Source organism: Pseudomonas sp. FW305-70, from assembly GCF_058783925.1.
The window spans coordinates 63,885-84,037 of record NZ_JBYSYZ010000005.1 but is presented as its reverse complement, the minus strand read 5'-3'; the positions used below and the strand labels follow the sequence as shown (position 1 = coordinate 84,037).

At 61.0% G+C, this 20,153-nt stretch carries 24 protein-coding genes; 9 read left to right on the top strand and 15 right to left on the bottom strand.

Translation table 11 applies throughout. From position 1 onward, the window contains the following. Window positions 1–13: 13 nt before the first annotated feature. Genes rsmD through AC3WN7_RS05760 form a run of 3 tightly spaced genes read right to left on the bottom strand, consistent with a single transcriptional unit; the run spans window position 14 to window position 3,460 of the window. The gene (rsmD, locus tag AC3WN7_RS05770; protein ID WP_102673470.1) at window positions 14–622 is read right to left on the bottom strand and encodes a 16S rRNA (guanine(966)-N(2))-methyltransferase RsmD; all 609 of its coding nucleotides are present in this window, start codon (window positions 620–622) and stop codon (window positions 14–16) included. Then, window positions 622–2,112, bottom strand: coding sequence for a M16 family metallopeptidase (locus AC3WN7_RS05765; protein WP_102673469.1), 1,491 nt, complete (start codon window positions 2,110–2,112; stop codon window positions 622–624). The genes rsmD and AC3WN7_RS05765 overlap by 1 nt, the downstream gene beginning before the upstream one ends. Further along, on the bottom strand, window positions 2,105–3,460 hold the full coding sequence (locus tag AC3WN7_RS05760) for a M16 family metallopeptidase (RefSeq protein ID WP_102673468.1): 1,356 nt from the start codon (window positions 3,458–3,460) through the stop codon (window positions 2,105–2,107). Before AC3WN7_RS05760 ends, AC3WN7_RS05765 begins: the two co-directional genes overlap by 8 nt. 343 nt (window positions 3,461–3,803) lie before the next feature. On the opposite strand from AC3WN7_RS05760, the gene ftsY reads away from it, so the two are divergent. The 4 genes from ftsY (at window position 3,804) to rpoH (ending at window position 7,998) form a co-directional block, all read left to right on the top strand. After that, complete coding sequence (gene ftsY / locus AC3WN7_RS05755; RefSeq protein WP_102673467.1) at window positions 3,804–5,336, top strand: signal recognition particle-docking protein FtsY; 1,533 nt, start codon at window positions 3,804–3,806, stop codon at window positions 5,334–5,336. Next, window positions 5,333–6,004 (top strand): cell division ATP-binding protein FtsE, encoded by a 672-nt coding sequence (ftsE, locus tag AC3WN7_RS05750; RefSeq protein ID WP_007975383.1) that lies wholly within the window; start codon window positions 5,333–5,335, stop codon window positions 6,002–6,004. Before ftsY ends, ftsE begins: the two co-directional genes overlap by 4 nt. Beyond that, window positions 6,001–7,023 carry a permease-like cell division protein FtsX gene (gene ftsX / locus AC3WN7_RS05745; RefSeq protein ID WP_095964214.1) on the top strand — a complete coding sequence of 341 codons (1,023 nt, stop codon included), beginning with the start codon at window positions 6,001–6,003 and terminating at the stop codon, window positions 7,021–7,023. The genes ftsE and ftsX overlap by 4 nt, the downstream gene beginning before the upstream one ends. Window positions 7,024–7,143: 120 nt before the next feature. After that, on the top strand, window positions 7,144–7,998 hold the full coding sequence (gene rpoH / locus AC3WN7_RS05740; RefSeq protein ID WP_007975386.1) for an RNA polymerase sigma factor RpoH: 855 nt from the start codon (window positions 7,144–7,146) through the stop codon (window positions 7,996–7,998). 201 nt (window positions 7,999–8,199) lie between these two features. Here rpoH and mtgA read toward each other — a convergent pair whose 3' ends face one another. Beyond that, a complete protein-coding gene (gene mtgA, locus AC3WN7_RS05735; RefSeq protein WP_102673466.1) occupies window positions 8,200–8,922 on the bottom strand; it encodes a monofunctional biosynthetic peptidoglycan transglycosylase in 723 nt (240 codons plus the stop codon). Between the two features lie 74 nt (window positions 8,923–8,996). Here mtgA and AC3WN7_RS05730 point away from each other — a divergent pair, with 74 nt between their 5' ends. The 4 genes from AC3WN7_RS05730 to trmB all read left to right on the top strand — a co-directional run bounded on the left by AC3WN7_RS05730 (window position 8,997) and on the right by trmB (window position 11,239). Then, window positions 8,997–9,365, top strand: a complete 369-nt coding sequence (locus tag AC3WN7_RS05730) for a DUF423 domain-containing protein (protein WP_007995465.1) — start codon at window positions 8,997–8,999, stop codon at window positions 9,363–9,365. 83 nt (window positions 9,366–9,448) lie between these two features. Then, on the top strand, window positions 9,449–9,649 hold the full coding sequence (gene thiS / locus AC3WN7_RS05725; RefSeq protein WP_162130672.1) for a sulfur carrier protein ThiS: 201 nt from the start codon (window positions 9,449–9,451) through the stop codon (window positions 9,647–9,649). A gap of 60 nt (window positions 9,650–9,709) precedes the next feature. Then, window positions 9,710–10,504: a thiazole synthase gene (locus AC3WN7_RS05720; protein WP_102673465.1), complete on the top strand. Its 795-nt coding sequence runs from the start codon at window positions 9,710–9,712 to the stop codon at window positions 10,502–10,504. Between the two features lie 9 nt (window positions 10,505–10,513). Then, window positions 10,514–11,239: a tRNA (guanosine(46)-N7)-methyltransferase TrmB gene (gene trmB, locus AC3WN7_RS05715; RefSeq protein ID WP_057398140.1), complete on the top strand. Its 726-nt coding sequence runs from the start codon at window positions 10,514–10,516 to the stop codon at window positions 11,237–11,239. A gap of 119 nt (window positions 11,240–11,358) precedes the next feature. Here trmB and AC3WN7_RS05710 read toward each other — a convergent pair whose 3' ends face one another. The 10 genes from AC3WN7_RS05710 to AC3WN7_RS05665 form a co-directional block, all read right to left on the bottom strand. Beyond that, window positions 11,359–11,682 carry a DUF3392 domain-containing protein gene (locus tag AC3WN7_RS05710; protein ID WP_007987827.1) on the bottom strand — a complete coding sequence of 108 codons (324 nt, stop codon included), beginning with the start codon at window positions 11,680–11,682 and terminating at the stop codon, window positions 11,359–11,361. A gap of 9 nt (window positions 11,683–11,691) precedes the next feature. Further along, window positions 11,692–12,897: a radical SAM family heme chaperone HemW gene (hemW, locus tag AC3WN7_RS05705; protein WP_095964212.1), complete on the bottom strand. Its 1,206-nt coding sequence runs from the start codon at window positions 12,895–12,897 to the stop codon at window positions 11,692–11,694. Next, window positions 12,894–13,490 carry an RdgB/HAM1 family non-canonical purine NTP pyrophosphatase gene (gene rdgB, locus AC3WN7_RS05700; protein ID WP_095964211.1) on the bottom strand — a complete coding sequence of 199 codons (597 nt, stop codon included), beginning with the start codon at window positions 13,488–13,490 and terminating at the stop codon, window positions 12,894–12,896. Before rdgB ends, hemW begins: the two co-directional genes overlap by 4 nt. Then, complete coding sequence (locus tag AC3WN7_RS05695; protein ID WP_095964210.1) at window positions 13,487–13,921, bottom strand: DUF4426 domain-containing protein; 435 nt, start codon at window positions 13,919–13,921, stop codon at window positions 13,487–13,489. Before AC3WN7_RS05695 ends, rdgB begins: the two co-directional genes overlap by 4 nt. Before the next feature lie 26 nt (window positions 13,922–13,947). Further along, entirely contained in the window at window positions 13,948–14,568 is a 621-nt protein-coding gene (metW, locus tag AC3WN7_RS05690; RefSeq protein ID WP_007975398.1) for a methionine biosynthesis protein MetW, read from the bottom strand. Window positions 14,569–14,575: 7 nt separating this feature from the next. Beyond that, a complete protein-coding gene (metX, locus tag AC3WN7_RS05685) occupies window positions 14,576–15,715 on the bottom strand; it encodes a homoserine O-succinyltransferase MetX (RefSeq protein ID WP_095964209.1) in 1,140 nt (379 codons plus the stop codon). Window positions 15,716–15,899: 184 nt separating this feature from the next. Then, window positions 15,900–16,193, bottom strand: a complete 294-nt coding sequence (locus AC3WN7_RS05680; RefSeq protein WP_095964208.1) for a DUF167 domain-containing protein — start codon at window positions 16,191–16,193, stop codon at window positions 15,900–15,902. Window positions 16,194–16,197: 4 nt separating this feature from the next. Next, on the bottom strand, window positions 16,198–16,788 hold the full coding sequence (locus AC3WN7_RS05675) for a YggT family protein (protein WP_095964207.1): 591 nt from the start codon (window positions 16,786–16,788) through the stop codon (window positions 16,198–16,200). Window positions 16,789–16,798: 10 nt separating this feature from the next. Further along, the gene (proC, locus tag AC3WN7_RS05670; RefSeq protein WP_102673464.1) at window positions 16,799–17,617 is read right to left on the bottom strand and encodes a pyrroline-5-carboxylate reductase; all 819 of its coding nucleotides are present in this window, start codon (window positions 17,615–17,617) and stop codon (window positions 16,799–16,801) included. A 35-nt stretch (window positions 17,618–17,652) separates the two neighbouring features. Continuing rightward, window positions 17,653–18,339 (bottom strand): YggS family pyridoxal phosphate-dependent enzyme, encoded by a 687-nt coding sequence (locus AC3WN7_RS05665; RefSeq protein WP_015097206.1) that lies wholly within the window; start codon window positions 18,337–18,339, stop codon window positions 17,653–17,655. A 56-nt stretch (window positions 18,340–18,395) separates the two neighbouring features. On the opposite strand from AC3WN7_RS05665, the gene AC3WN7_RS05660 reads away from it, so the two are divergent. Beyond that, the gene (locus tag AC3WN7_RS05660; protein ID WP_102673463.1) at window positions 18,396–19,430 is read left to right on the top strand and encodes a type IV pilus twitching motility protein PilT; all 1,035 of its coding nucleotides are present in this window, start codon (window positions 18,396–18,398) and stop codon (window positions 19,428–19,430) included. 101 nt (window positions 19,431–19,531) lie between these two features. Here the strand turns inward: AC3WN7_RS05660 and AC3WN7_RS05655 are convergent, their stop codons facing one another. Next, the gene (locus AC3WN7_RS05655; protein ID WP_095964204.1) at window positions 19,532–20,152 is read right to left on the bottom strand and encodes a C40 family peptidase; all 621 of its coding nucleotides are present in this window, start codon (window positions 20,150–20,152) and stop codon (window positions 19,532–19,534) included. Between the last annotated feature and the right edge of the window lies 1 nt (window position 20,153).

Sequence of the window (20,153 nt, the reverse complement as noted above, 5' to 3'; positions counted from 1 at the left end):
TCAGGCCGGTCGATTAACCGGCGATCTCTGCCATACGTTGCCACAACGAGTAGTAGACGCGCCCGGATTTCTGCTCGCGGTGCAGGCGCCAGTTCTCCGGCAGGCCCAGGGTCGACGGCGCGGACTCGCTTTCGGTGTACACCCAGGCATCTTCGGCCAGCCATTGGCGCTCTTCGAGCAACTTGCAAACGGCGGGTAGCAGGTTCTGGTTGAACGGCGGGTCGAGGAACACCAGGTCGTAGGCCGTTGCGGTCTGGGTTTCCAGGTAGCGCAGGGCATCGGCGGTCTGGACCTGGCCGTTGGTGCACCGCAGGGTGCCCAGGTGCTCCTTCAGGCTGGACACCGCGATGCTGCTGGCGTCCAGCGCCTGGCCCATGGACGCGCCACGGGACAGGGCTTCGAGGAACAGCGCGCCGCTGCCGGTGAACGGGTCGAGCACCTTGGCGCCCGGCACGTAAGGCGCGAGCCAGTTGAACAGGGTTTCACGCACGCGGTCCGGCGTCGGGCGCAGGCCCGGGGCGTCGGGGAAGCTCAACCTACGGCTGCGCCATTCGCCACCGATGATGCGCAACTGGTTCACGCCGTTATGGACGTTTTTGGCGGGTTTCTTGGGACTGGCCATTAATGCTCCGGAACCCCGAGCGGCTGCTCGGAAGGTTTATCAGTAGGGGCCGGTAACGGCTTTTGCGGCACGGTCGGGCCAGCGCTGACGATGACCATTTTGTCCGTGCCCAGGTGTTTGTTCATGGCGGCTTTGACCTGTTCGACGGTCAAGGCCTGGGACTGTTGCATGAAGTCTTCCAGGTGGCTCAACGGCAGGTTGTAGAAACCGATGGCGCCCAGTTGGCCGACGATATCGGCGTTGCTGGCGGTGGACAGCGGGAAGCTGCCGGCCAGTTCGCGCTTGGCGTCGTCGAGCTCCTTTTCGGTCGGGCCGGTTTCAAGGTAGTCGGCCAGGACGTCCTGCACCAGTTTCAGGGTGCCTTCGCTCATCTCGGCGCGGGTCTGCAGGTTGATCATGAACGGGCCGCGCACCTGCATCGGGGTGAAGCCCGAATACACGCCGTAAGTCAGGCCACGCTTCTCGCGCACTTCGCTCATCAACCGGGTGCCGAAACCACCGCCACCGAGAATCTGGTTGCCCATGGACAACGCCGCGTAGTCCGGATCGTCGCGATCGATGCCCAATTGCGCGAGCATCAGGTTGGTCTGCTTGGACGGGAACTCTATGTGGCCGATGCTCGCCTTCGGCTCAGTCGGCTGCGCGACTTTTGGCAGTGCCGGGCCTTTGGGCAGGGCGGCGGAAACCTGTGCGGCAATTGTTTCGGCTTCGGCGCGGGACAGGTCGCCAACCAGCGCGATCACCACGTTACCTGCTGCGTAGGCTTTCTCGTGGAAAGCACGCAGTTGTGCCTGGGTGATCGCCGGTACGCTTTTCGCCGTGCCGTCGCTGGAATGCGCGTACGGGTGATCACCGTACAAGCGGCTCATCAGTTCCAGGCTCGCCAGTTTGCCGGGGTTCTGTTTCTGGTATTCGAAACCGGCGAGCATCTGGTTCTTGATGCGCAGCAGTGAGTCGGCCGGGAAGGTCGGCTTGCCGATGACTTCGGCAAACAGCTTCAGGGCCGGCTCGCGCTTGTCCTTGGTACTCAGGCTGCGCAGTGAAGCGATTGCCATGTCTTTGTAAGCACCGTTGCCGAAATCGGCGCCCAGGCCTTCGAAGCCCTGGGCAATGGCGCCGACGTCCTTGCCGGCCACGCCTTCGTTGAGCATGGCGTTGGTCAACAGCGCCAGGCCCGGTGCATCGCCGTCCTGGCTGCTGCCGGCGGCGAAGATCAGGCGCATGTCGAACATCGGCAGCTCATGGGCTTCGACGAACAGCACCTTGGTGCCTTCGGCCGTGTTCCAGGTCTGCACGTCCAGCTTGCGGTGGTCCGGCTCCTTGCCGTTGAGTTCGGTCAGCGATTGCAGTTTCTGGCTGGCCTTGGCTTTGTCCAGGGCTTCACTGGCACTGGTTTCGCCGGAGCGCGACAGATAGAACGCGGCAGAGCCGATAACGGCGGCAGCGATCAGCCCGATCAGGGCCAGGCGGGAGGGTTTACGCTCACTCATGAGTCGTCTCCAGAGGCAGTACATGGGCGACGCTGAGACGTTCGCGGGTGAAATACAGCTTGGCGGCTTTCTGGATATCTTCCGGAGTCACGCTTTCCAGGTCGGCCAGTTCGGTGTCCATCAGTTGCCATGACAGGCCGACGGTTTCCAGTTGGCCGATGGCGGTGGCCTGGCTGGTGATCGAGTCGCGCTCGTAGACCAGGCCGGCGATGACTTGTGCACGAACCCGTTCGAGTTCTTCGGCCGTCGGCGCAGTGGTTTTCAACTGATCGAGCAGCTTCCACAATCCGGCTTCTGCCTGGGCGATGGTCTTGTGTTTCTGCGAGTTTGGCGATGCCGACAGGGTAAACAGGCTGTCGCCACGGGTGTAGGCGTCGTAACTCGACGAGCCGCCGGACACCAGTTCTTCTCCGCGCTCCAGTTGCGTCGGGATGCGCCCGCTGTAGCCGCCATCGAGCAGCGCCGAGATCAGGCGCAGGGCGTTGACCAGGCGCTTGTCTTCGGCGGTGGCAATGCTCGGCACGTTGAAGGCCAGCATCAGGCTGGGCAGTTGGGTTTGCACATGCAGGGTGATCTGGCGCTCGCCCGGTTCGGCCAGCTCCAGCGGCTTTTTCGCGGCCGGCACATCACGCTTGGCGATCGGGCCGAAATAGCGTTGGGCCAGAGCCCTGACTTCGTCCGGCGTCACGTCGCCGACCACCACCAGCGTGGCGTTGTTCGGCACGTACCAGGTCTGGTACCAGTGGCGCAGTTCTTCGACCTTCATCCGCTCAAGATCGGCCATCCAGCCGATGGTCGGCGTGTGATAGCCGCTGGCCGGGTAAGCCATGGCCTTGAAGCGCTCATAGGCCTTGGACATCGGCTTGTCGTCGGTGCGCAGGCGACGTTCTTCCTTGATGACCTCGATTTCCTTGGCAAACTCGTCGGCCGGCAGGCGCAGGCTGGCCATGCGGTCGGCTTCCAGTTCGAAGGCCACGCCCAGGCGATCCCGGGCCAGCACCTGGTAATACGCGGTGAAGTCGTCGCTGGTGAAAGCGTTCTCTTCGGCGCCGAGGTCGCGCAGGATCAGCGAGGCTTCACCGGGGCCGACCTTCTCGCTGCCCTTGAACATCATGTGTTCCAGAGCGTGGGACAGGCCGGTATTGCCCGGCGTCTCGTAGCTGGAGCCGACCTTGTACCAGACCTGGGAAACCACAACAGGTGCACGATGGTCTTCGCGCACGACCACCTTCAAGCCATTGTCGAGCGTGAATTCGTGGGTGGGTTGCGGGTCGGCAGCCAGGGCCGAAAGGGGCAGGCAAACTGTGCTGAGCAGCAGGCCTGCGGCGCGGCGGGCAAGAGCATTCATTCGTTTTCAAACCTTTGGGGCTGCCCGCTTGTTCTTAGCGTCAGCGGGCGAGAGGGTGCTAGGATACTGATCCGTTTTACTGGCGGCCACGCCTATCAGGCCTTTGATTGGCCTGCGGGTTGTATGGGTTACCGGCAGAAACTTTGAGTTTGTCAGCTAAACTCTGCGTTTTCGCCGACGATGCCGTTTCAGTCCTTCGTATTAGTCGACCTTTGAGGCGCCGTTGGCACCTCGACAAAATGTTGCGCGTGAACAAGCTGGGTCAATCACAGTCTGTTCTGCATCGATTATTTATTTGCCGGGGCGCCATTGGCGCGTCGCTACCGTGAGATAGCCGTCCTCCATGTTTGGTTCCAACGACGACAAGAAGACCCCAGCTGCGGCTGGCGAGAAGAAAAGCCTGTTCGGATGGCTGCGCAAAAAGCCGCAGGAACCCGTCGTCGAACAGCCACAAGCCATTCCTGAGCCAGCACCGACGCCGGTTCCGGTAATAGAAGAAGCGCCCGCGCCGGTTGTTCTGCCGGTTGCCGAGCCGTTGCTGCAGCCCAAGGTTGAAGCCGCTCCCGAACCTGTCAGCGAAATCGTCATCGAACAGCCGCTGGCCCCGACGGCTGAACCGTGGTTGACCCTGCCGGTAGCCGAAGAGCCCGTGGCGTTGGTCGAAAATGACCTGGCCCCCCATGTGACCCCGCCGATTCCGGCCCCGGCAGCGTTTGCGCCTGCACCGGTTCATGCGCCTGTGGTCGAAGCGATTGTTGAACCCGTCGTCGTGGCCGAGCCTGTTTCCGTTGTCAGCCAGCCAGAGGTTCCGGTATTCGATGCTCCGGTTGCTCCGGTTGCTCCGGTTGCTCCGGTTGCTCAAGCACCGGCACCCGCTCCGATTCCTGCGCCGATCGCGACGCCCGTCGAAACCCCGGTAGAACCCGTACGCACCGAAGAAACCAAAGCCGGTTTCTTCGCCCGCCTCAAGCAGGGCCTGTCCAAGACTAGCGCCAGTATCGGCGAAGGCATGGCCAGCCTGTTCCTGGGCAAAAAGGTTATTGATGACGAACTGCTCGAGGACCTCGAGACCCGTCTGCTGACTGCCGACGTCGGTGTCGAAGCCACCTCGGTGATCATTCAGCGTTTGACGCAGAAGGTTGCGCGCAAGGAACTGGCTGACGCCGATGCCCTGTACAAATCCCTGCAAGCCGAGCTGGCGGCCATGCTCAAACCCGTCGAGCAGCCACTGAAAATCACCTCGCAGAACAAGCCGTTCGTGATTCTGGTCGTCGGCGTCAACGGTGCCGGCAAGACCACCACCATCGGCAAGCTGGCGAAGAAACTGCAGCTGGAAGGCAAGAAAGTCATGCTCGCCGCCGGCGATACCTTCCGTGCGGCGGCGGTAGAGCAGTTGCAGGTCTGGGGCGAGCGCAACAAGATCCCGGTGATCGCCCAGCATACTGGCGCCGACTCGGCCTCGGTGATATTCGACGCTGTGCAGGCCGCCAAGGCCCGTGGCATCGATGTACTGATCGCCGACACCGCCGGCCGCCTGCACACCAAAGACAACCTGATGGAAGAGCTGAAAAAGGTTCGCCGGGTGATCGGCAAGCTCGACGCCGACGCACCTCACGAGGTGCTCCTGGTGCTTGACGCCGGTACAGGCCAGAACGCCATCAACCAGGCCAAGCAATTCAACCAGACCGTCGAACTGACCGGCCTGGCGCTGACCAAGCTCGACGGCACCGCCAAAGGCGGGGTGATTTTTGCCCTGGCCAAGCAATTCGGCTTGCCGATCCGCTACATTGGCGTCGGCGAAGGCATCGACGATTTGCGTACCTTTGAAGCAGAACCCTTTGTCCAGGCATTGTTTGCCGAGCGGGAGCGTTCATGATTCGTTTCGAACAGGTCGGTAAGCGCTACCCGAACGGTCACGTCGGCTTGCATGAGCTGAGCTTTCGAGTCCGTCGTGGCGAGTTCTTGTTTGTCACCGGCCATTCCGGCGCCGGTAAATCCACGCTGTTGCGCCTGTTGCTGGCGATGGAGCGCCCGACCAGCGGCAAGCTGCTGCTCGCCGGGCAAGACCTGAGCACCATCAGCAATGCGCAGATTCCTTTCCTGCGTCGGCAGATCGGCGTGGTGTTTCAGAATCACCAATTGCTGTTCGATCGCACGGTGTTCAATAACGTCGCGTTGCCTTTGCAGATCCTGGGCCTGTCCAAGGCCGAGATCGCCAAGCGCGTGGACTCGGCACTGGAGCGCGTGGCGCTGTCGGATAAAACCGATCTGTACCCGGGTGACCTGTCCACCGGTCAGCAGCAGCGCGTCGGCATCGCCCGCGCCATCGTCCACCGTCCGGCCTTGCTGCTGGCGGATGAACCGACCGGTAACCTCGACCCGCGTCTGGCCGCCGAGATCATGGGTGTGTTCGAAGACATCAATCGCCTGGGTACCAGCGTGCTGATCGCCAGTCACGACCTGGCCCTGATCGCCCGCATGCGCCATCGCATGCTGACGTTGCAGCGCGGTCGATTGATCGGTGACGGGGAGGCCGCGGTATGAGTGCAACACGTAGCCCCAAGGTTTCCGAGCGCGTGGCCCCGAAAGCCGCCGATCCGCAGCCGCAAAAGAAAAAGCACGACGATGACGACGGGCCGGACTTCGCCACGTTGTTCCGTGCCTGGATCGAAAGCCATCGCGCCAGCATGGTCGACAGCCTGCGTCGCCTGGGCAAGCAGCCCATCGGCAGCTTTTTCACCTGCATGGTAATGGCGGTGGCCCTGAGCTTGCCCATGGGGCTGTCACTTTTGCTAAGTAACGTCGAGCGCCTGGGTGGTTCCTGGCAGCGCGCGGCGCAGATTTCCCTGTATCTGGACCTTGAGGCCAAGCCGGCCGAAGGCGAATCGCTGCGCGATCAGATCAAGGGCATGCCGGGCGTGGCCGACGCCGAATACGTTGGCCGGGATCAGGCGCTGGAAGAGTTCCAGCAACAGTCGGGGCTGGGCGAGGCGCTCAAGGAACTGCCGGAGAACCCGTTGCCAGGCGTGGTGTTGGTAACGCCGACCGAAGTCGACAAGCCGGCCCTTGAAGCATTAAGACAAAAACTATCCGAGCTGCCGAAGGTACAGCAGGCGCAACTTGATTTAGTCTGGGTCGAGCGTCTGGCAGCCATCCTCAAGCTGGGTGACCGTTTTGTCTTCGGTCTGACCGTGCTTCTGGTTTCTGCATTACTTTTGGTGATAGGCAATACCATTCGTCTTCATATTGAAAACCGCCGCACAGAGATAGAAGTGATTAAACTGGTCGGCGGCACTGACAGCTATGTCCGCAGGCCCTTCCTGTACATGGGGGCGCTGTATGGCTTCGGTGCGGGGATTCTGTCCTGGGGCGTGCTTGCGTTCGGCCTTGATTGGCTGAACGACGCGGTGGTAGGGCTGGCCGGTTTGTACGGCAGTGATTTTGCGCTGGCTGGAGTGCCAGTTGCCGACGGTCTGTCTCTCTTGCTTGGCGCGGTGCTGTTGGGGTATATCGGTGCATGGATTGCAGTCGCACGCCACCTGAGGGAGCTTGCGCCTAAGTAGTATCATTTTGCTCGTATTGACCTTTCAGTGTTTATGGGTTTTAGGGAACTTGTCTTTCGGTTTCCGGTCAATTTTCGCAGTGCTGAACTGCACGAGTTTGTAAGTCGGAGGTTTTTTCGTATGACCAATTCTTTGCAACCTGCATATGCTCTGGTCCCGGGTGCGAACCTGGAGGCCTATGTGCACACCGTCAACAGCATTCCATTGCTGTCGCCGGAGCAGGAGCGTGAACTGGCCGAGAGTCTCTATTATGAGCAGGATTTGGGGGCGGCTCGGCAGATGGTGCTCGCCCACCTGCGTTTTGTCGTACATATCGCCCGTAGCTATTCCGGCTACGGCCTGGCTCAGGCTGACCTGATCCAGGAAGGCAACGTCGGCCTGATGAAGGCCGTGAAGCGCTTCAACCCGGAAATGGGCGTGCGCCTGGTGTCCTTTGCCGTGCACTGGATCAAGGCGGAAATCCACGAGTTCATCCTGCGCAACTGGCGCATCGTGAAAGTCGCGACCACCAAGGCCCAGCGCAAGCTGTTCTTCAACCTGCGCAGCCAGAAGAAACGCCTGGCCTGGTTGAATAACGAGGAAGTTCATCGCGTCGCTGAAAGCCTGGGCGTAGAGCCTCGGGAAGTGCGCGAGATGGAAAGCCGCCTGACCGGCCATGACATGGCCTTCGACCCGGCTGCCGAAGCGGACGACGACAGTGCTTTCCAGTCGCCGGCCAACTATCTCGAAGACCACCGGTACGACCCGGCGCGTCAACTGGAAGATGCCGACTGGAGCGACAACTCCAACCACAACCTGCACGAAGCCCTGGAAGTGCTGGACGACCGTAGCCGTGACATTCTCTACCAGCGCTGGCTGGCGGAAGAAAAAGCCACGCTGCACGACCTGGCGCAGAAGTACAACGTGTCGGCCGAGCGTATTCGCCAGCTCGAGAAGAGCGCGATGAACAAGCTCAAGTTGTCGATCGCTGCGTAACTGGCGATCAAAAAAACGCCCCGATCATTGATCGGGGCGTTTTTGTTTGTGCTGATGATCCCTGATACACCCCAGAGCAAATGTGGGAGCGGCGGTGCGACGATTCGACTTGCTCGCGAAGGCGTCCTGTCAGTCGACATTAAAAGTTGTCTGATACACCGCTTTCGCGAGCAAGCCCGCTCCCACAGGGGGTCTTCAGTGTTATTCGGCCCAGGGCGCCCGACGCGAATCGTTCAGGCCCACCAGGTAACTGTCCCCACCCAACTGGCTCATCTGCTGCCTGATCCAGCCAGCCCGGCGTGAAACGTAGGAAGTCGGATGGCTTGCGCTCCAGACCCGAGGGTTTGGCAGTACGGCGGCCAACAAGCTCGATTGCTGTCGGCTGAGGTTTTTCGCGTTGGTCCCAAAATGATGCCGTGCCGCAGCCTCTGCGCCAAACACACCGTCATCCCACTCGACACTGTTGAGGTACACCTCAAGAATCCGCTGCTTGGGCCAGAACACTTCGATCAGCCCGGTGAACCAGGCTTCCAGGCCTTTGCGCAGCCAGCTTCGGCCAGACCACAGGAACAGGTTTTTCGAGACTTGCTGGCTCAGGGTGCTGGCGCCACGGATCGAACCACCGCGCTCGTTGTGGGCAAACGCCGCCTGAATCGCGCCGATATCGAAGCCCCAGTGCTCCGGGAATTTCTGGTCTTCGCCGGCAATCACCGCCACCTTGAGGTCGTCGGAGATCTCGTCCCAGGGTTTCCAGTCGCGTTGCAGGTCGATGGGCTCGCCATCGAACCAGGATTCGATCTTGCGCTCGACCATCAGCGTCGTCCCCGGAGGCGGCACCACGCGAAAGATCAGCACCAGCAATACGCTGCCACCCATGAACCAGAGCACGGCCTTTGAGAAATGACGGAAATAGATACGCAGCATAGAGATGGCTTGGCCGAACCCGTTGAGCGGGCCATTATACAGACCCTTTGGATCGAAACTGACTGGAGTTCTGCATGCTGCGTGGCTTTCTGATGTTGGCCGCTTTTTTCGGCTTCACCGGTGTCGGTCTCGGGGCCTTTGCCGCCCACGGCCTGAAAAGCCGCTTGAGCGCCGAGTACCTGGCGATCTTCCATACCGGCGTCACCTATCAACTGGTGCATGCCCTGGCGCTGCTCGGTGTCGCTGCGCTGGCCACGCAAATTCCCGGTCGACTCGCCACTTGGGCCTGCGCATCGTTTGCCATCGGTATCCTGCTGTTCTCCGGCAGCCTGTATGTATTGACGCTGACGGGCATCAGCAAGCTCGGCATCATCACCCCGTTCGGTGGCCTGGCCTTCCTGGTGGGCTGGTTTTGCCTGGGCCTGGCCGCCTGGCGTTTGTAACCTACCGCTTGACGCTTGTTGCTGACCTTTAGGTCATGATCAAGCTAGAATGCCTGCCCCTAAAAATGATGGCGGCATCCGGCATGCGCATTCAGTTGAACGGCGAATCCTTTGAACTGCCCGACGGTGAAACCGTTGCGGCCCTGCTGACCCGTCTGGACCTGACCGGACGCCGGGTGGCGGTCGAACTCAATCTGGATATCGTCCCGCGCAGTCAGCATGCAGACACCGCGTTGAACGACGGCGATACCGTCGAAGTGGTGCACGCCATCGGTGGCGGCTAGTAGCCTCGGCCGAGTGGCCACAGAATTCTGCAAGTACCTCACCCCTACAGAGGATTTCCCATGAGCATCGTTCGTAGCGACAAGCCTTTCGTCCTGGCCGGTCGTACTTACCAGTCGCGTTTGCTGGTCGGTACCGGCAAGTACCGGGACATGGAAGAAACCCGCCTGGCCATCGAAGCCTCGGGTGCCGAGATCGTGACTTTCGCCGTGCGCCGTACCAACCTCGGCCAGATCGAGGGCGAGCCGAACCTGCTCGAAGTGCTGTCGCCGGATCGCTACACCTTCCTGCCGAACACTGCCGGTTGCTACGACGCCATCGAAGCCGTGCGCACCTGCCGCCTGGCCCGTGAGCTGCTCGATGGACACAACCTGGTGAAGCTGGAAGTGCTGGCCGACCAGAAAACCCTGTTTCCCAACGTGATCGAAACCCTCAGGGCCGCCGAAACGCTGGTCAAGGAAGGCTTCGACGTGATGGTCTACACCAGTGATGACCCGATCATCGCCCGGCAACTGGCGGAAATCGGCTGCATCGCCGTCATGCCGCTCGCGGGTTTGATTGGTTCGGGTCTGGGGATCTGCAATCCATACAACCTGCAGATCATCCTCGAAGAAGCCAAAATCCCGGTACTGGTGGATGCCGGCGTCGGTACCGCTTCCGACGCCACCATCGCCATGGAACTGGGTTGTGATGCTGTGCTGATGAACTCGGCCATCGCTCACGCCCAGCAGCCGGTCATGATGGCTGAAGCCATGAAACATGCGATCGTCGCAGGCCGCCTGGCTTACCTCGCCGGCCGTATGCCGAAAAAACTCTATGCCAGCGCCTCTTCGCCGCTGGATGGTCTGATCAAGTAAGAGCCATTGATGACTGAATCGAACGACACGCCAATCCAGACGGAAGAAGGCGACGAGCGCCAACACCGCCGCATCAAGAGTTTCGTGATGCGCGCCGGGCGCATGACCGAAGGCCAGCAACGCGGCCTGGAGCAGGGCGCGCCGCTGTTCGTACTGCCGCTGGCTGACGCGCCGGTGGATTTCGACCAGGTGTTCGGTCGCTCGGCACCGCGCTCGCTGGAAATCGGTTTCGGCATGGGCCATTCGTTGCTGGAAATGGCAGCGGCTGCGCCGGACCAGGACTTCATCGGCGTCGAGGTTCACCGTCCGGGTGTCGGGGCGCTGCTCAATGGCGTGCTGACGCAAGGCCTGACCAACCTGCGGGTCTACGATTGCGATGCGATCGAAGTGCTCAACCGCTGCGTGGCCGATAACAGCCTTGATCGCCTGATGCTGTTTTTCCCGGATCCGTGGCACAAGAGCCGTCACCACAAGCGCCGTATCGTCCAGGCGTCCTTCGCCGAACTGGTGCGCAGCAAGTTGAAGGTCGGCGGCATTCTGCACATGGCCACCGACTGGGAACCGTACGCCGAATACATGCTGGAGGTGATGAACGTTGCCCCGGGCTATCGCAACCTGGCCGAAGACGGCAAGTGCGTACCGCGCCCGGCCGAGCGCCCGATCACCAAGTTCGAACGCCGTGGTGAGCGTCTTGGGCATGGCGTTTGGGATTTGAAGTTCGAAAAACTGGCGTAAAAACCTGTGGGAGCGGGCTTGCTCGCGAAGGCGTCGTGTCAGTCGACATTAATGTTGTCTGATACACCGCCTTCGCGAGCAAGCCCGCTCCCACAGTTGTTTTGTATTCGGCAAAAGAGTCAGCGGCGGTCTGCTACGACGCCGATGAGCACCAACACCACCAACAACACCGGCGCCAGGCTGTAGTTGTTGAACTGGCTCAAGCCGCGTACGACCCATGGCGTGGCGTAGATCAGCGCCGCGCCGCTGCCGATCATGCACAGCAGGGACATCAGCGGCACGCGCAAGGCGCCGGCGATGCTGCCCAGGCGCTGCTCGACCCAGCCTTTGAAATCCGCACCAAACAGCACCAGCAGGCAGCCCACCAGGGCCAGGGCGATTTCCGAGAGGTTGCTGCGGCTCCAGCGAGACACGGTGGCAAGCAGGTCGAGTACCAAATCCATTCGATTTCCTTATGTCAGAAATTTCTGCAGCAAGTCGTTGAGGAAGAGTTGTCCGCGCATCGTGGCTACCAGACGTGACGGTTCGACCTGCAACAGGCCGCTTTGTTCGGCTTCACGTCGGCCTTCAGCAAGGCTTTCCAGGGGCATGCCGGTACGTTCAGGGTACAGCCGCGATTCGACGCCTTCAGTCAGGCGCAGCGCGTTCATCAGGAATTCGAACGGCATTTCGTCGTTGGTCAGCGCTTTCTCGCCAGCCTTGAAGCTTTTCGCCGGATTCAGGTAATCCTTCGGCAGGCGGGTTTTCCAGGTGCGGACAATGCGCCCGTCCGGGTGACTGAGCTTGCCGTGGGCACCGGCACCGATGCCGATGAAGTCGCCAAAACTCCAGTAGTTGAGGTTGTGTCGCGCCGGGCGACCGGGCAGGGCATAGGCCGAGACTTCGTACTGTGCGTAACCGTGTTCGGCCAGCAGCGCTTGCCCGGCCTCCTGGATGTCCCACAGCGTGTCGTCTTCCGGCAATGTCGGCGGCTGGTTCCAGAACACCGTGTTCGGTTCCAGGGTCAGTTGATACCACGACAGGTGTGTCGGTTTCAGGGCGATGGCTGTGCGCAGGTCGGCCAAGGCATCGTCCAGGGACTGATTCGGCAGGCCATGCATCAAGTCCAGATTGAAGTTATCGAAGCCGGCCTGCCGCGCCATGCCGGCGGCGCGTACGGCTTCGTCGCCGTTGTGGATCCGGCCCAGGGCCTGGAGTTTTTCCTGCTGAAAACTCTGGATGCCGATCGACAGGCGATTGATCCCCAGCTTCCGGTACGCCACGAACTTGTCTTGCTCGAACGTCCCCGGATTGGCTTCCAACGTGATTTCGATGTCGCTGGCAAAGGGGATACGTTGTTCGACGCCTTTGAGCAAGCGACCCAGGGAATCGGCACTGAACAGGCTGGGCGTGCCACCACCAAAGAAGATCGAGCTCAGTTCACGGCCATGGACGGCGTGCAGGTCCTGGTCGAGATCGGCCAGCAACGCGTCGACATACTCTTCTTCCGGCAGCACAGGGCTGGCGGTGTGGGAGTTGAAGTCGCAATAAGGGCATTTGCGCACACACCACGGGATGTGGATGTACAGCGCCAGGGGCGGCAACACAGGCAGTGCCGCCCGGGGCGATGAAGCATCGCCGCCGAAGATCAGCGGCGACGCGGATGATTCACGGGTCATTTCAAGCCCAGACGCTGGCGCAGCAGATCCATTGCACGGGCGCGGTGGCTGATCTGGTTCTTGTCGGCAGGGCTCAGTTCGGCGCTGGAGCAATTGCGCTCCGGCACCCAGAACAGCGGGTCGTAGCCAAAACCGTGTTCGCCGCTGGCCTGGTTCAGGATTCGCCCGTGCCACAAACCTTCGCACAGGATCGGCAACGGATCGTCGGCGTGACGTACCAGTGCCAGCACGCAGACGAACTGCGCCCCACGCTCGGCTTCAGGTACGTCTTTCAGCACGTCGAGGAGCTTGGCGTTGTTCGCTGCATCGCCCTTGCCGTCGGCATAGCGCGCCGAATAAATGCCAGGCGCACCACCGAGGAAATCCACCGCCAGCCCGGAATCGTCGGCCAGCGCCGGCAAACCGGAAATGCGCGCGGCATTACGGGCCTTGAGGATGGCGTTCTCGACGAACGACAGACCGGTTTCTTCAGGCTCGACGCTGCTGAACTCGCCGATCGAGCGCAGATGCACCGCCTCCCCGAGCATGGCCTGGAGTTCCTTGAGTTTGCCGGCGTTATGGCTGGCCAATACGAGTTGCGTGAAGTTGATCATTGGCCAGGGAAAAGCTCTTGGTTGAAATTGATGGTGTTGATTTTGTCACCGGTCTGCACCTTGATCTCGAAGGTGCGGACTTCCTGCTGATCCACCGGATATTGCGCGATGTAGTAGATCGCGCCTTGTTCGGTGATCTGTTTGAACTTCAGTGGCACGGTCTGGCTGGTCAGGTCTTTGACCGAACCGCTCACCTGGGCCATCAGTGGCTTGCCTTCCTTGAGCACCGAGATATTGATCACGCCCTGGTTCTTGCTGCGGACCAGTTCGGCGGACTTGGCAATGTCCGGGGTCAGGTAGGTGGAGTTGAAGGTGTTGTAGTGCACCGTCACGTCACCGAAGGTTTCCTGGCGTTCGCCCTTGATGGCTTCGGCGCCCATGGCGGTGACGCTCAGGCAGGCAGTGAGTAGAAACAAAGCAAGACGACCCATGATCGTTCTCCTTGAAGTAGGGTGGATCAGACCGCGACCTTGTGGTCGGAAAGTCCCGGACTGCTGACGCGGTAGATTCCGATCTCACCTAACAGATTAGGCCATAGCTTACTGGCCCACCCGTGCCGATGCTGTTGATCCACGGCAAGCCGATCAATGACCTTCGCTTCACGTTCGCGACACAAGGCTTCAAAGTCCGCGAAGGTGCAGAAGTGGATGTTCGGCGTGTTGTACCAGGTGTACGGCAGGAACTCGGAAACCGGCATCCGGCCCTTGCTCGCCAGGTACCAGCGGCAGCGCCAGTGACCGAAATTCGGGAAGGTGATGATGCACTGACGGCCGACGCGCAGCATTTCTTCGAGGATCTTGTCCGGGTAATGCACGGCTTGCAGCGCCTGGGTCATGACCACGATGTCGAAACTGTTGCTGGCGAAGTTGCCCAGGCCCTTGTCCAGGTCCTGTTCGATGACGTTGATGCCCTTGGCCACGCACTCTGCAATGTTGTCGGCGTCGTTTTCCAGGCCGTAACCGGTGACCTGCTTGTTGTCGCGCAGCCAGGTCAGCAGTTCGCCATCGCCGCACCCGAGGTCGAGCACGCGGCTGCCGGCGGGGATCCATTCCTGGATGATTTCCAGATCAGCTCTCATGGCTTTCTCACAACGTAATGCGGTTCATGTAATTGCCGAACGCCTGCAGGTAGCGCGGGATCGGAATCAGGAAGGCGTCGTGGCCTTGCGGTGCGTCGATCTCGAGGTAGCAGACGTCCTTGCGCGCGGCCATCAGCGCGTCCACCAGTTCCCGCGAGCGGGCAGGGGAGAAGCGCCAGTCGGTGGTGAACGACATCACGCAGAACTTGGCTTTGGCACCTTCAAAGGTTTTCGCCAGGTTATCGTCGAAGTTCGCCGCCGGATCGAAGTAATCGAGCGCCTTGGTCATCAACAGGTACGTGTTGGCGTCAAAGCGCCCGGAGAACTCTTCGCCCTGATAGCGCAGGTAGCTTTCGACCTGGAATTCGACGCTGTGGAAGTCGTAGTTGAGCTTCTCGCTCTTCAGCCCACGGCCGAATTTTTCGCCCATGGAGTCGTCGGACAGGTAAGTGATGTGCCCGACCATGCGTGCCAGCATCAGGCCGCGCTTGGGGATCACGCCTTGTTCCTGGAACGAACCGCCGTGGAATTCAGGGTCGGTGAGGATCGCCTGGCGTGCCACTTCGTTGAACGCGATGTTCTGTGCCGACAGCTTGGGGGCCGAGGCAATGGCCAGGCAGTGACGGATGCGGTCGGGGTAGGTGATGCTCCATTGCATCGCTTGCATGCCGCCGAGGCTGCCGCCGATCACGGCCGCGAACTGGGCGATGCCGAGACGATCGGCCAGGCGCGCCTGACTGTGCACCCAATCTTCGACGGTCAATACCGGAAAATCGGCGCCGAACGGCTTGCCGGTGTCCGGGTTGATACTGCTCGGGCCGGTGGAGCCGTTGCAGCCGCCGAGGTTGTTCAGGCTGACCACGAAGAATTTGTTGGTGTCGATTGGCTTGCCGGGGCCGATGCAGCTGTCCCACCAACCGGGTTTACGGTCGTCGGCGCTGTGGTAGCCAGCAGCGTGGTGGTGCCCGGACAAGGCGTGGCAGATCAGCACGGCGTTGCTCGCCCTGGCGTTGAGCGTGCCGTAGGTTTCGTAGATCAGGTCATAGGCCGGGAGCGAACGCCCACAGGCCAAAGCCAGCGGCTCGCTGAAGTGCGCCACTTGCGGCGTCACCAGACCAACAGAATCGGGGGGAAAGGCAGCTGGCATCGACCCTGCTCTCATTGAAATGAGGCGTAAGTCTAAAGACCGCTGGGGTTAGCGGCAAGCAAAGGCCGGGCCTGATTTCTTTCAGTAAGACCGAGGTGCGTCATTCGCGAGCAAGCCCGCTCCCACAGAGGAACGCATTCCCCTGTGGGAGCGGGCTTGCTCGCGAATGAGGCGACTCGGTGGATCAGGCTGGACGCACCAGATCAGGTAGGGCCGGCAACTTCTTCGGCGAGCAAATTCGCACCCGTTTCTGCCGGTTCAACTCGCCACTGATCAAACTGACCTGGCTTTTGGACACGCCAAACGCCTTGGCCAGAAACGCCATCAGATACGCGTTGGCCTTGCCCTCGACTGGCGGCGCGGTCAGGCGGATCTTAAGGCGATCACCGTGCAGCCCGGCGAAGTCATCGCTACGGGCTGCCGGTTGCAGGTGACACTCCAGAATCAGGTCGTCACCGTCCCAGCGAAACCAGCTCACCGGGTCAGATCAACACGCGGAGGATTTCCGGCATCATGGTCAAGGCGGCGAGGTTGTTGATCACCAGCATGTCGACCAGTTTGATTGCCAGGAACGCAAAGATCGGCGACAGATCAAGCCCGCCCAGGTTCGGCAGGAACTTGCGGAACGGCGCCAGGGCCGGCTCGCAGATGTCGTTCACCAGTTCGGCGCCCGGGTTATGGCTGCCCGGTGCGACCCAGGACAGGATCACGCTGATGATCAGGGCAAAGAAGAAGATGTTCAGGAATAGCGCGGTCACACCGATGAGCGACCAGATCAGCAGTTGCAGCGGATTGCCGGTGGTGCCGTAGGTCAACAACAGGGTCAGGGCCATCAGGGCCAGTTGCACCAGGATCGCCAGCACCAGCGAGGACATGTCCAGGCCGAACACGCTCGGGATGATCCGGCGCAGCGGCTTGAGCAGCGGCTGGGTGGCCTTGACGATGAACTGGCAGATCGGGTTGTAGAAGTTCGCCCGCACCAGTTGCAGCACGAAGCGCATCAGCACGATCAGCAGGTACAGGCTGCCGAGGGTTTGCAGCACGTAGACCGCTGCGGTGTTCAATCCAATCATGAAAAGCTCCTTATTGACCCAGTTGTTCGGCCATCTCGGCCGAGCGATGCGCGGCAGCGCCGAGTGCTTTTTCGACCAGGGCTTCAAAGCCATTGGCCTGGAACGACTTGATTGCAGCTTCCGTGGTGCCCGCAGGGGAGGTGACACGGCGGCGCAGCTCGGCCGCGTCGACGTCGCTAGAGACCGCCATGTGCGCAGCGCCCAGTGCAGTTTGCAAGGTCAGTTGCGCGGCGATATCTGCCGGCAGGCCAAGTTTCACGCCGGCGGCGGTCATGGCCTCGATCAGCAGGAAGAAATACGCCGGGCCTGAGCCGGAAACGGCGGTGACGGCATCCAGTTGCTGCTCTTCATTGAGCCATAAGGCGATGCCGACTGCGGACAGCAGCTCCTGGGCTTGCTGACGCTGTTCGGCGGTCACTTCAGCGGTAGCGAACAGGCCGCTCGCGCCCTGACGCACCAGCGCCGGGGTGTTGGGCATGCAGCGTACGATCGGTTGGGCGCCAAGCCAGTTGTTCATGCTGGCGCAGGTGATGCCTGCGGCGATCGACACCACCAGTTGATGGGGCTTGAGGCTTGGGCGAATCGCTTCGCACACGGCTTTCATCGCCTGCGGCTTGACCGCAAGGACGACGACGTCGGCGCCGTCGATGGCCTGGGCGTTGTCGGCGAAGGTTTCGATGCCGTGTTCAGCGCTCACGCGGGCGCGGGTTTCTTCGCCCGGATCGCTGGCGCGGATCTGCGCGGCTTCCAGACCCTTGGCCCGCAGGCCGCCGATCAGGCTGGCGGCCATGTTGCCGGCACCGATAAAGGCAATACGCGTCTTGCTCATGTCAGGTCCTTATAAAGAAGAGAGTCGGTCATGGGTTATGGCCGATCGTAATCGCGGGCGCCAAACAGGGCCGTACCGATACGGACCCAGGTGGCGCCCTGGGCAATGGCCGACTCAAGGTCGTGGCTCATGCCCATGGAAAGTGTGTCGAGTGGCAGATTCAGGCTGGCTTGCAGGCTTTGCACGGCCGCAAACGCGGCGTCCTGGGCGGCGCGATCTTCGGTCGGCTCAGGGATGGCCATCAGCCCGCGCAACGTCAGGCGCGGCAAGGCGCTGATGGCACTGGCCAGGGCCGGCAGGTCGGCCGGGGTGCAGCCGGATTTGCTGGCTTCACCGCTGACGTTGACCTGAATGCAGATATTCAGGGGCGGCAAATCGGCAGGACGTTGTTCGGACAGGCGTTGTGCGATTTTCAGACGATCCACGGAGTGCACCCAGTCGAAGTGCTCGGCGATAGCACGAGTCTTGTTCGATTGAATGGGGCCGATGAAGTGCCAGATCAAGGGCAGGTCGGCCAGTTCAAGCTGTTTGCCCAGCGCTTCCTGCAGGTAATTCTCGCCAAAGTCGCGCAGGCCGGCGGCGTAGGCTTCACGCAGGTCCTGTGCAGGTTTGGTCTTGCTCACGGCCAGCAGATGGACACTGTTTTCGGCGCGATTGGCGGCAAGTGTTGCGGCATGGATGCGCGAACTAACTTCGAGAATGTTGTCTGCTATGGTGGACATCAAGAGGCGCCAGCGGTTTGAAGGTTCGCGGCATTCTACTGGAATTGAGAGGCGCTATGGATATCACTGAGCTGCTGGCGTTCAGCGCCAAACAGGGGGCATCGGATCTGCATTTGTCTGCTGGCCTGCCACCGATGATTCGGGTGGATGGCGATGTGCGGCGCATCAACCTGCCGGCCCTGGACCACCAACAGGTGCGGGCGCTGATCGATGCCATCATGAATGACACCCAGCGGGCGGACTTTGAGAAGCATCTGGAAATCGATTTTTCCTTTGAAGTGCCCGGTGTGGCGCGTTTTCGGGCCAATGCGTTCAATCAGAGCCGTGGCGCGGGTGCGGTGTTTCGCACAATTCCGGCGAAAGTGCAGAGCATGGACGAACTGGGCATGGGAGAGGTGTTTCGCAAAATGACCGACGCTCCCCGTGGCCTGGTGCTGGTGACCGGCCCGACCGGTTCCGGCAAATCCACCACGCTGGCGGCGATGATCGACTACCTCAATAACCATCGCCATCACCACATCCTCACCATTGAAGACCCTATCGAGTTTGTCCACGAGCCACGCAAGTGCCTGATCAACCAGCGTGAGGTCCACCGCGATACCCGCAGCTTCGCCACGGCCTTGCGCTCGGCGTTGCGGGAGGATCCGGACGTGATTCTGGTGGGGGAGATGCGCGATCTGGAAACCATACGTCTGGCGTTGACCGCCGCCGAAACCGGCCATCTGGTGTTCGGCACGCTGCACACCACGTCGGCGGCCAAGACCATTGACCGGGTGGTGGACGTGTTTCCGGGGGACGAGAAGTCAATGGTGCGCTCGATGCTCTCCGAGTCGCTGCTGGCGGTGGTGTCCCAGACGCTGGTGAAGAAGGTCGGCGGCGGGCGCATCGCGGCCCACGAGATCATGCTGGGGACGTCGGCGATCCGCAACCTGATCCGCGAGGACAAGGTGGCGCAGATGTACTCGGCGATTCAGTCGGGAGGGGCGTTGGGCATGCAGACGCTGGATATGAGCTTGAAAAACCTGGTGAACAGGGGGTTGATCAGTCGTGATCATGCGCTGGAGAAAGCGCGGTCGCCGGATGGGTTTTGAGGAGGATTTGTGGTGCTTTCAAGGGCCTCTTCGCGAGCAAGTCGGATCGCGAAGGGGCCATCGTGTTCAACGCGATACCGGATCGCGGTGGAAATTTCACATCAGCGCTGAACAACCCGCATCTGATTCGGCTCTTTCGGCAGAACCCGCTTGGCAACCACGTAGTGGTTTTCCCAGTACGGTTTCTTCAGGGTGTCGATGCTCACCGACTTGCCGCGACGTGGCGCGTGGATGAAGCGGTCGTTGCCCAGGTAAATGGCGACGTGATTGACCCGGCGGCTCTTGATGTTGAAGAAAATCAGGTCGCCCGGCTTCAGGTCGTTGCGATCGACTTTCTCCCCATGACCGCTGGCCATGGCGTTGGAGGTGCGTGGCAGGTCGAACGTGGCGTCATTGAACGCGTATTTCACCAGGCCGCTGCAATCGAAGCCTTTGCTTGGGCTGCTGCCGCCCCAACGATAGGGGGTGCCAAGGACGTTCACGGCGCGGCTCAGCACGTCGCTGCTTTCCTTGGTGCCCATCGGTGGAACCAGGCCGCTTTTGCTGTTGGCCAGGCTTGGAGCATATTTAGTGGTTTTTTTGTCTTTGCTCGAAGGAGCAGAGACATGGGATTTTGGGGTGTAACCATTAACGTTAGGAAGACGTTGCTCACGATTGGTGGCGTGGGCGGCCAGTGGCATCAAAAGGCAAATGGTTAGCCATGTCTTGAAAAATGAACGCATT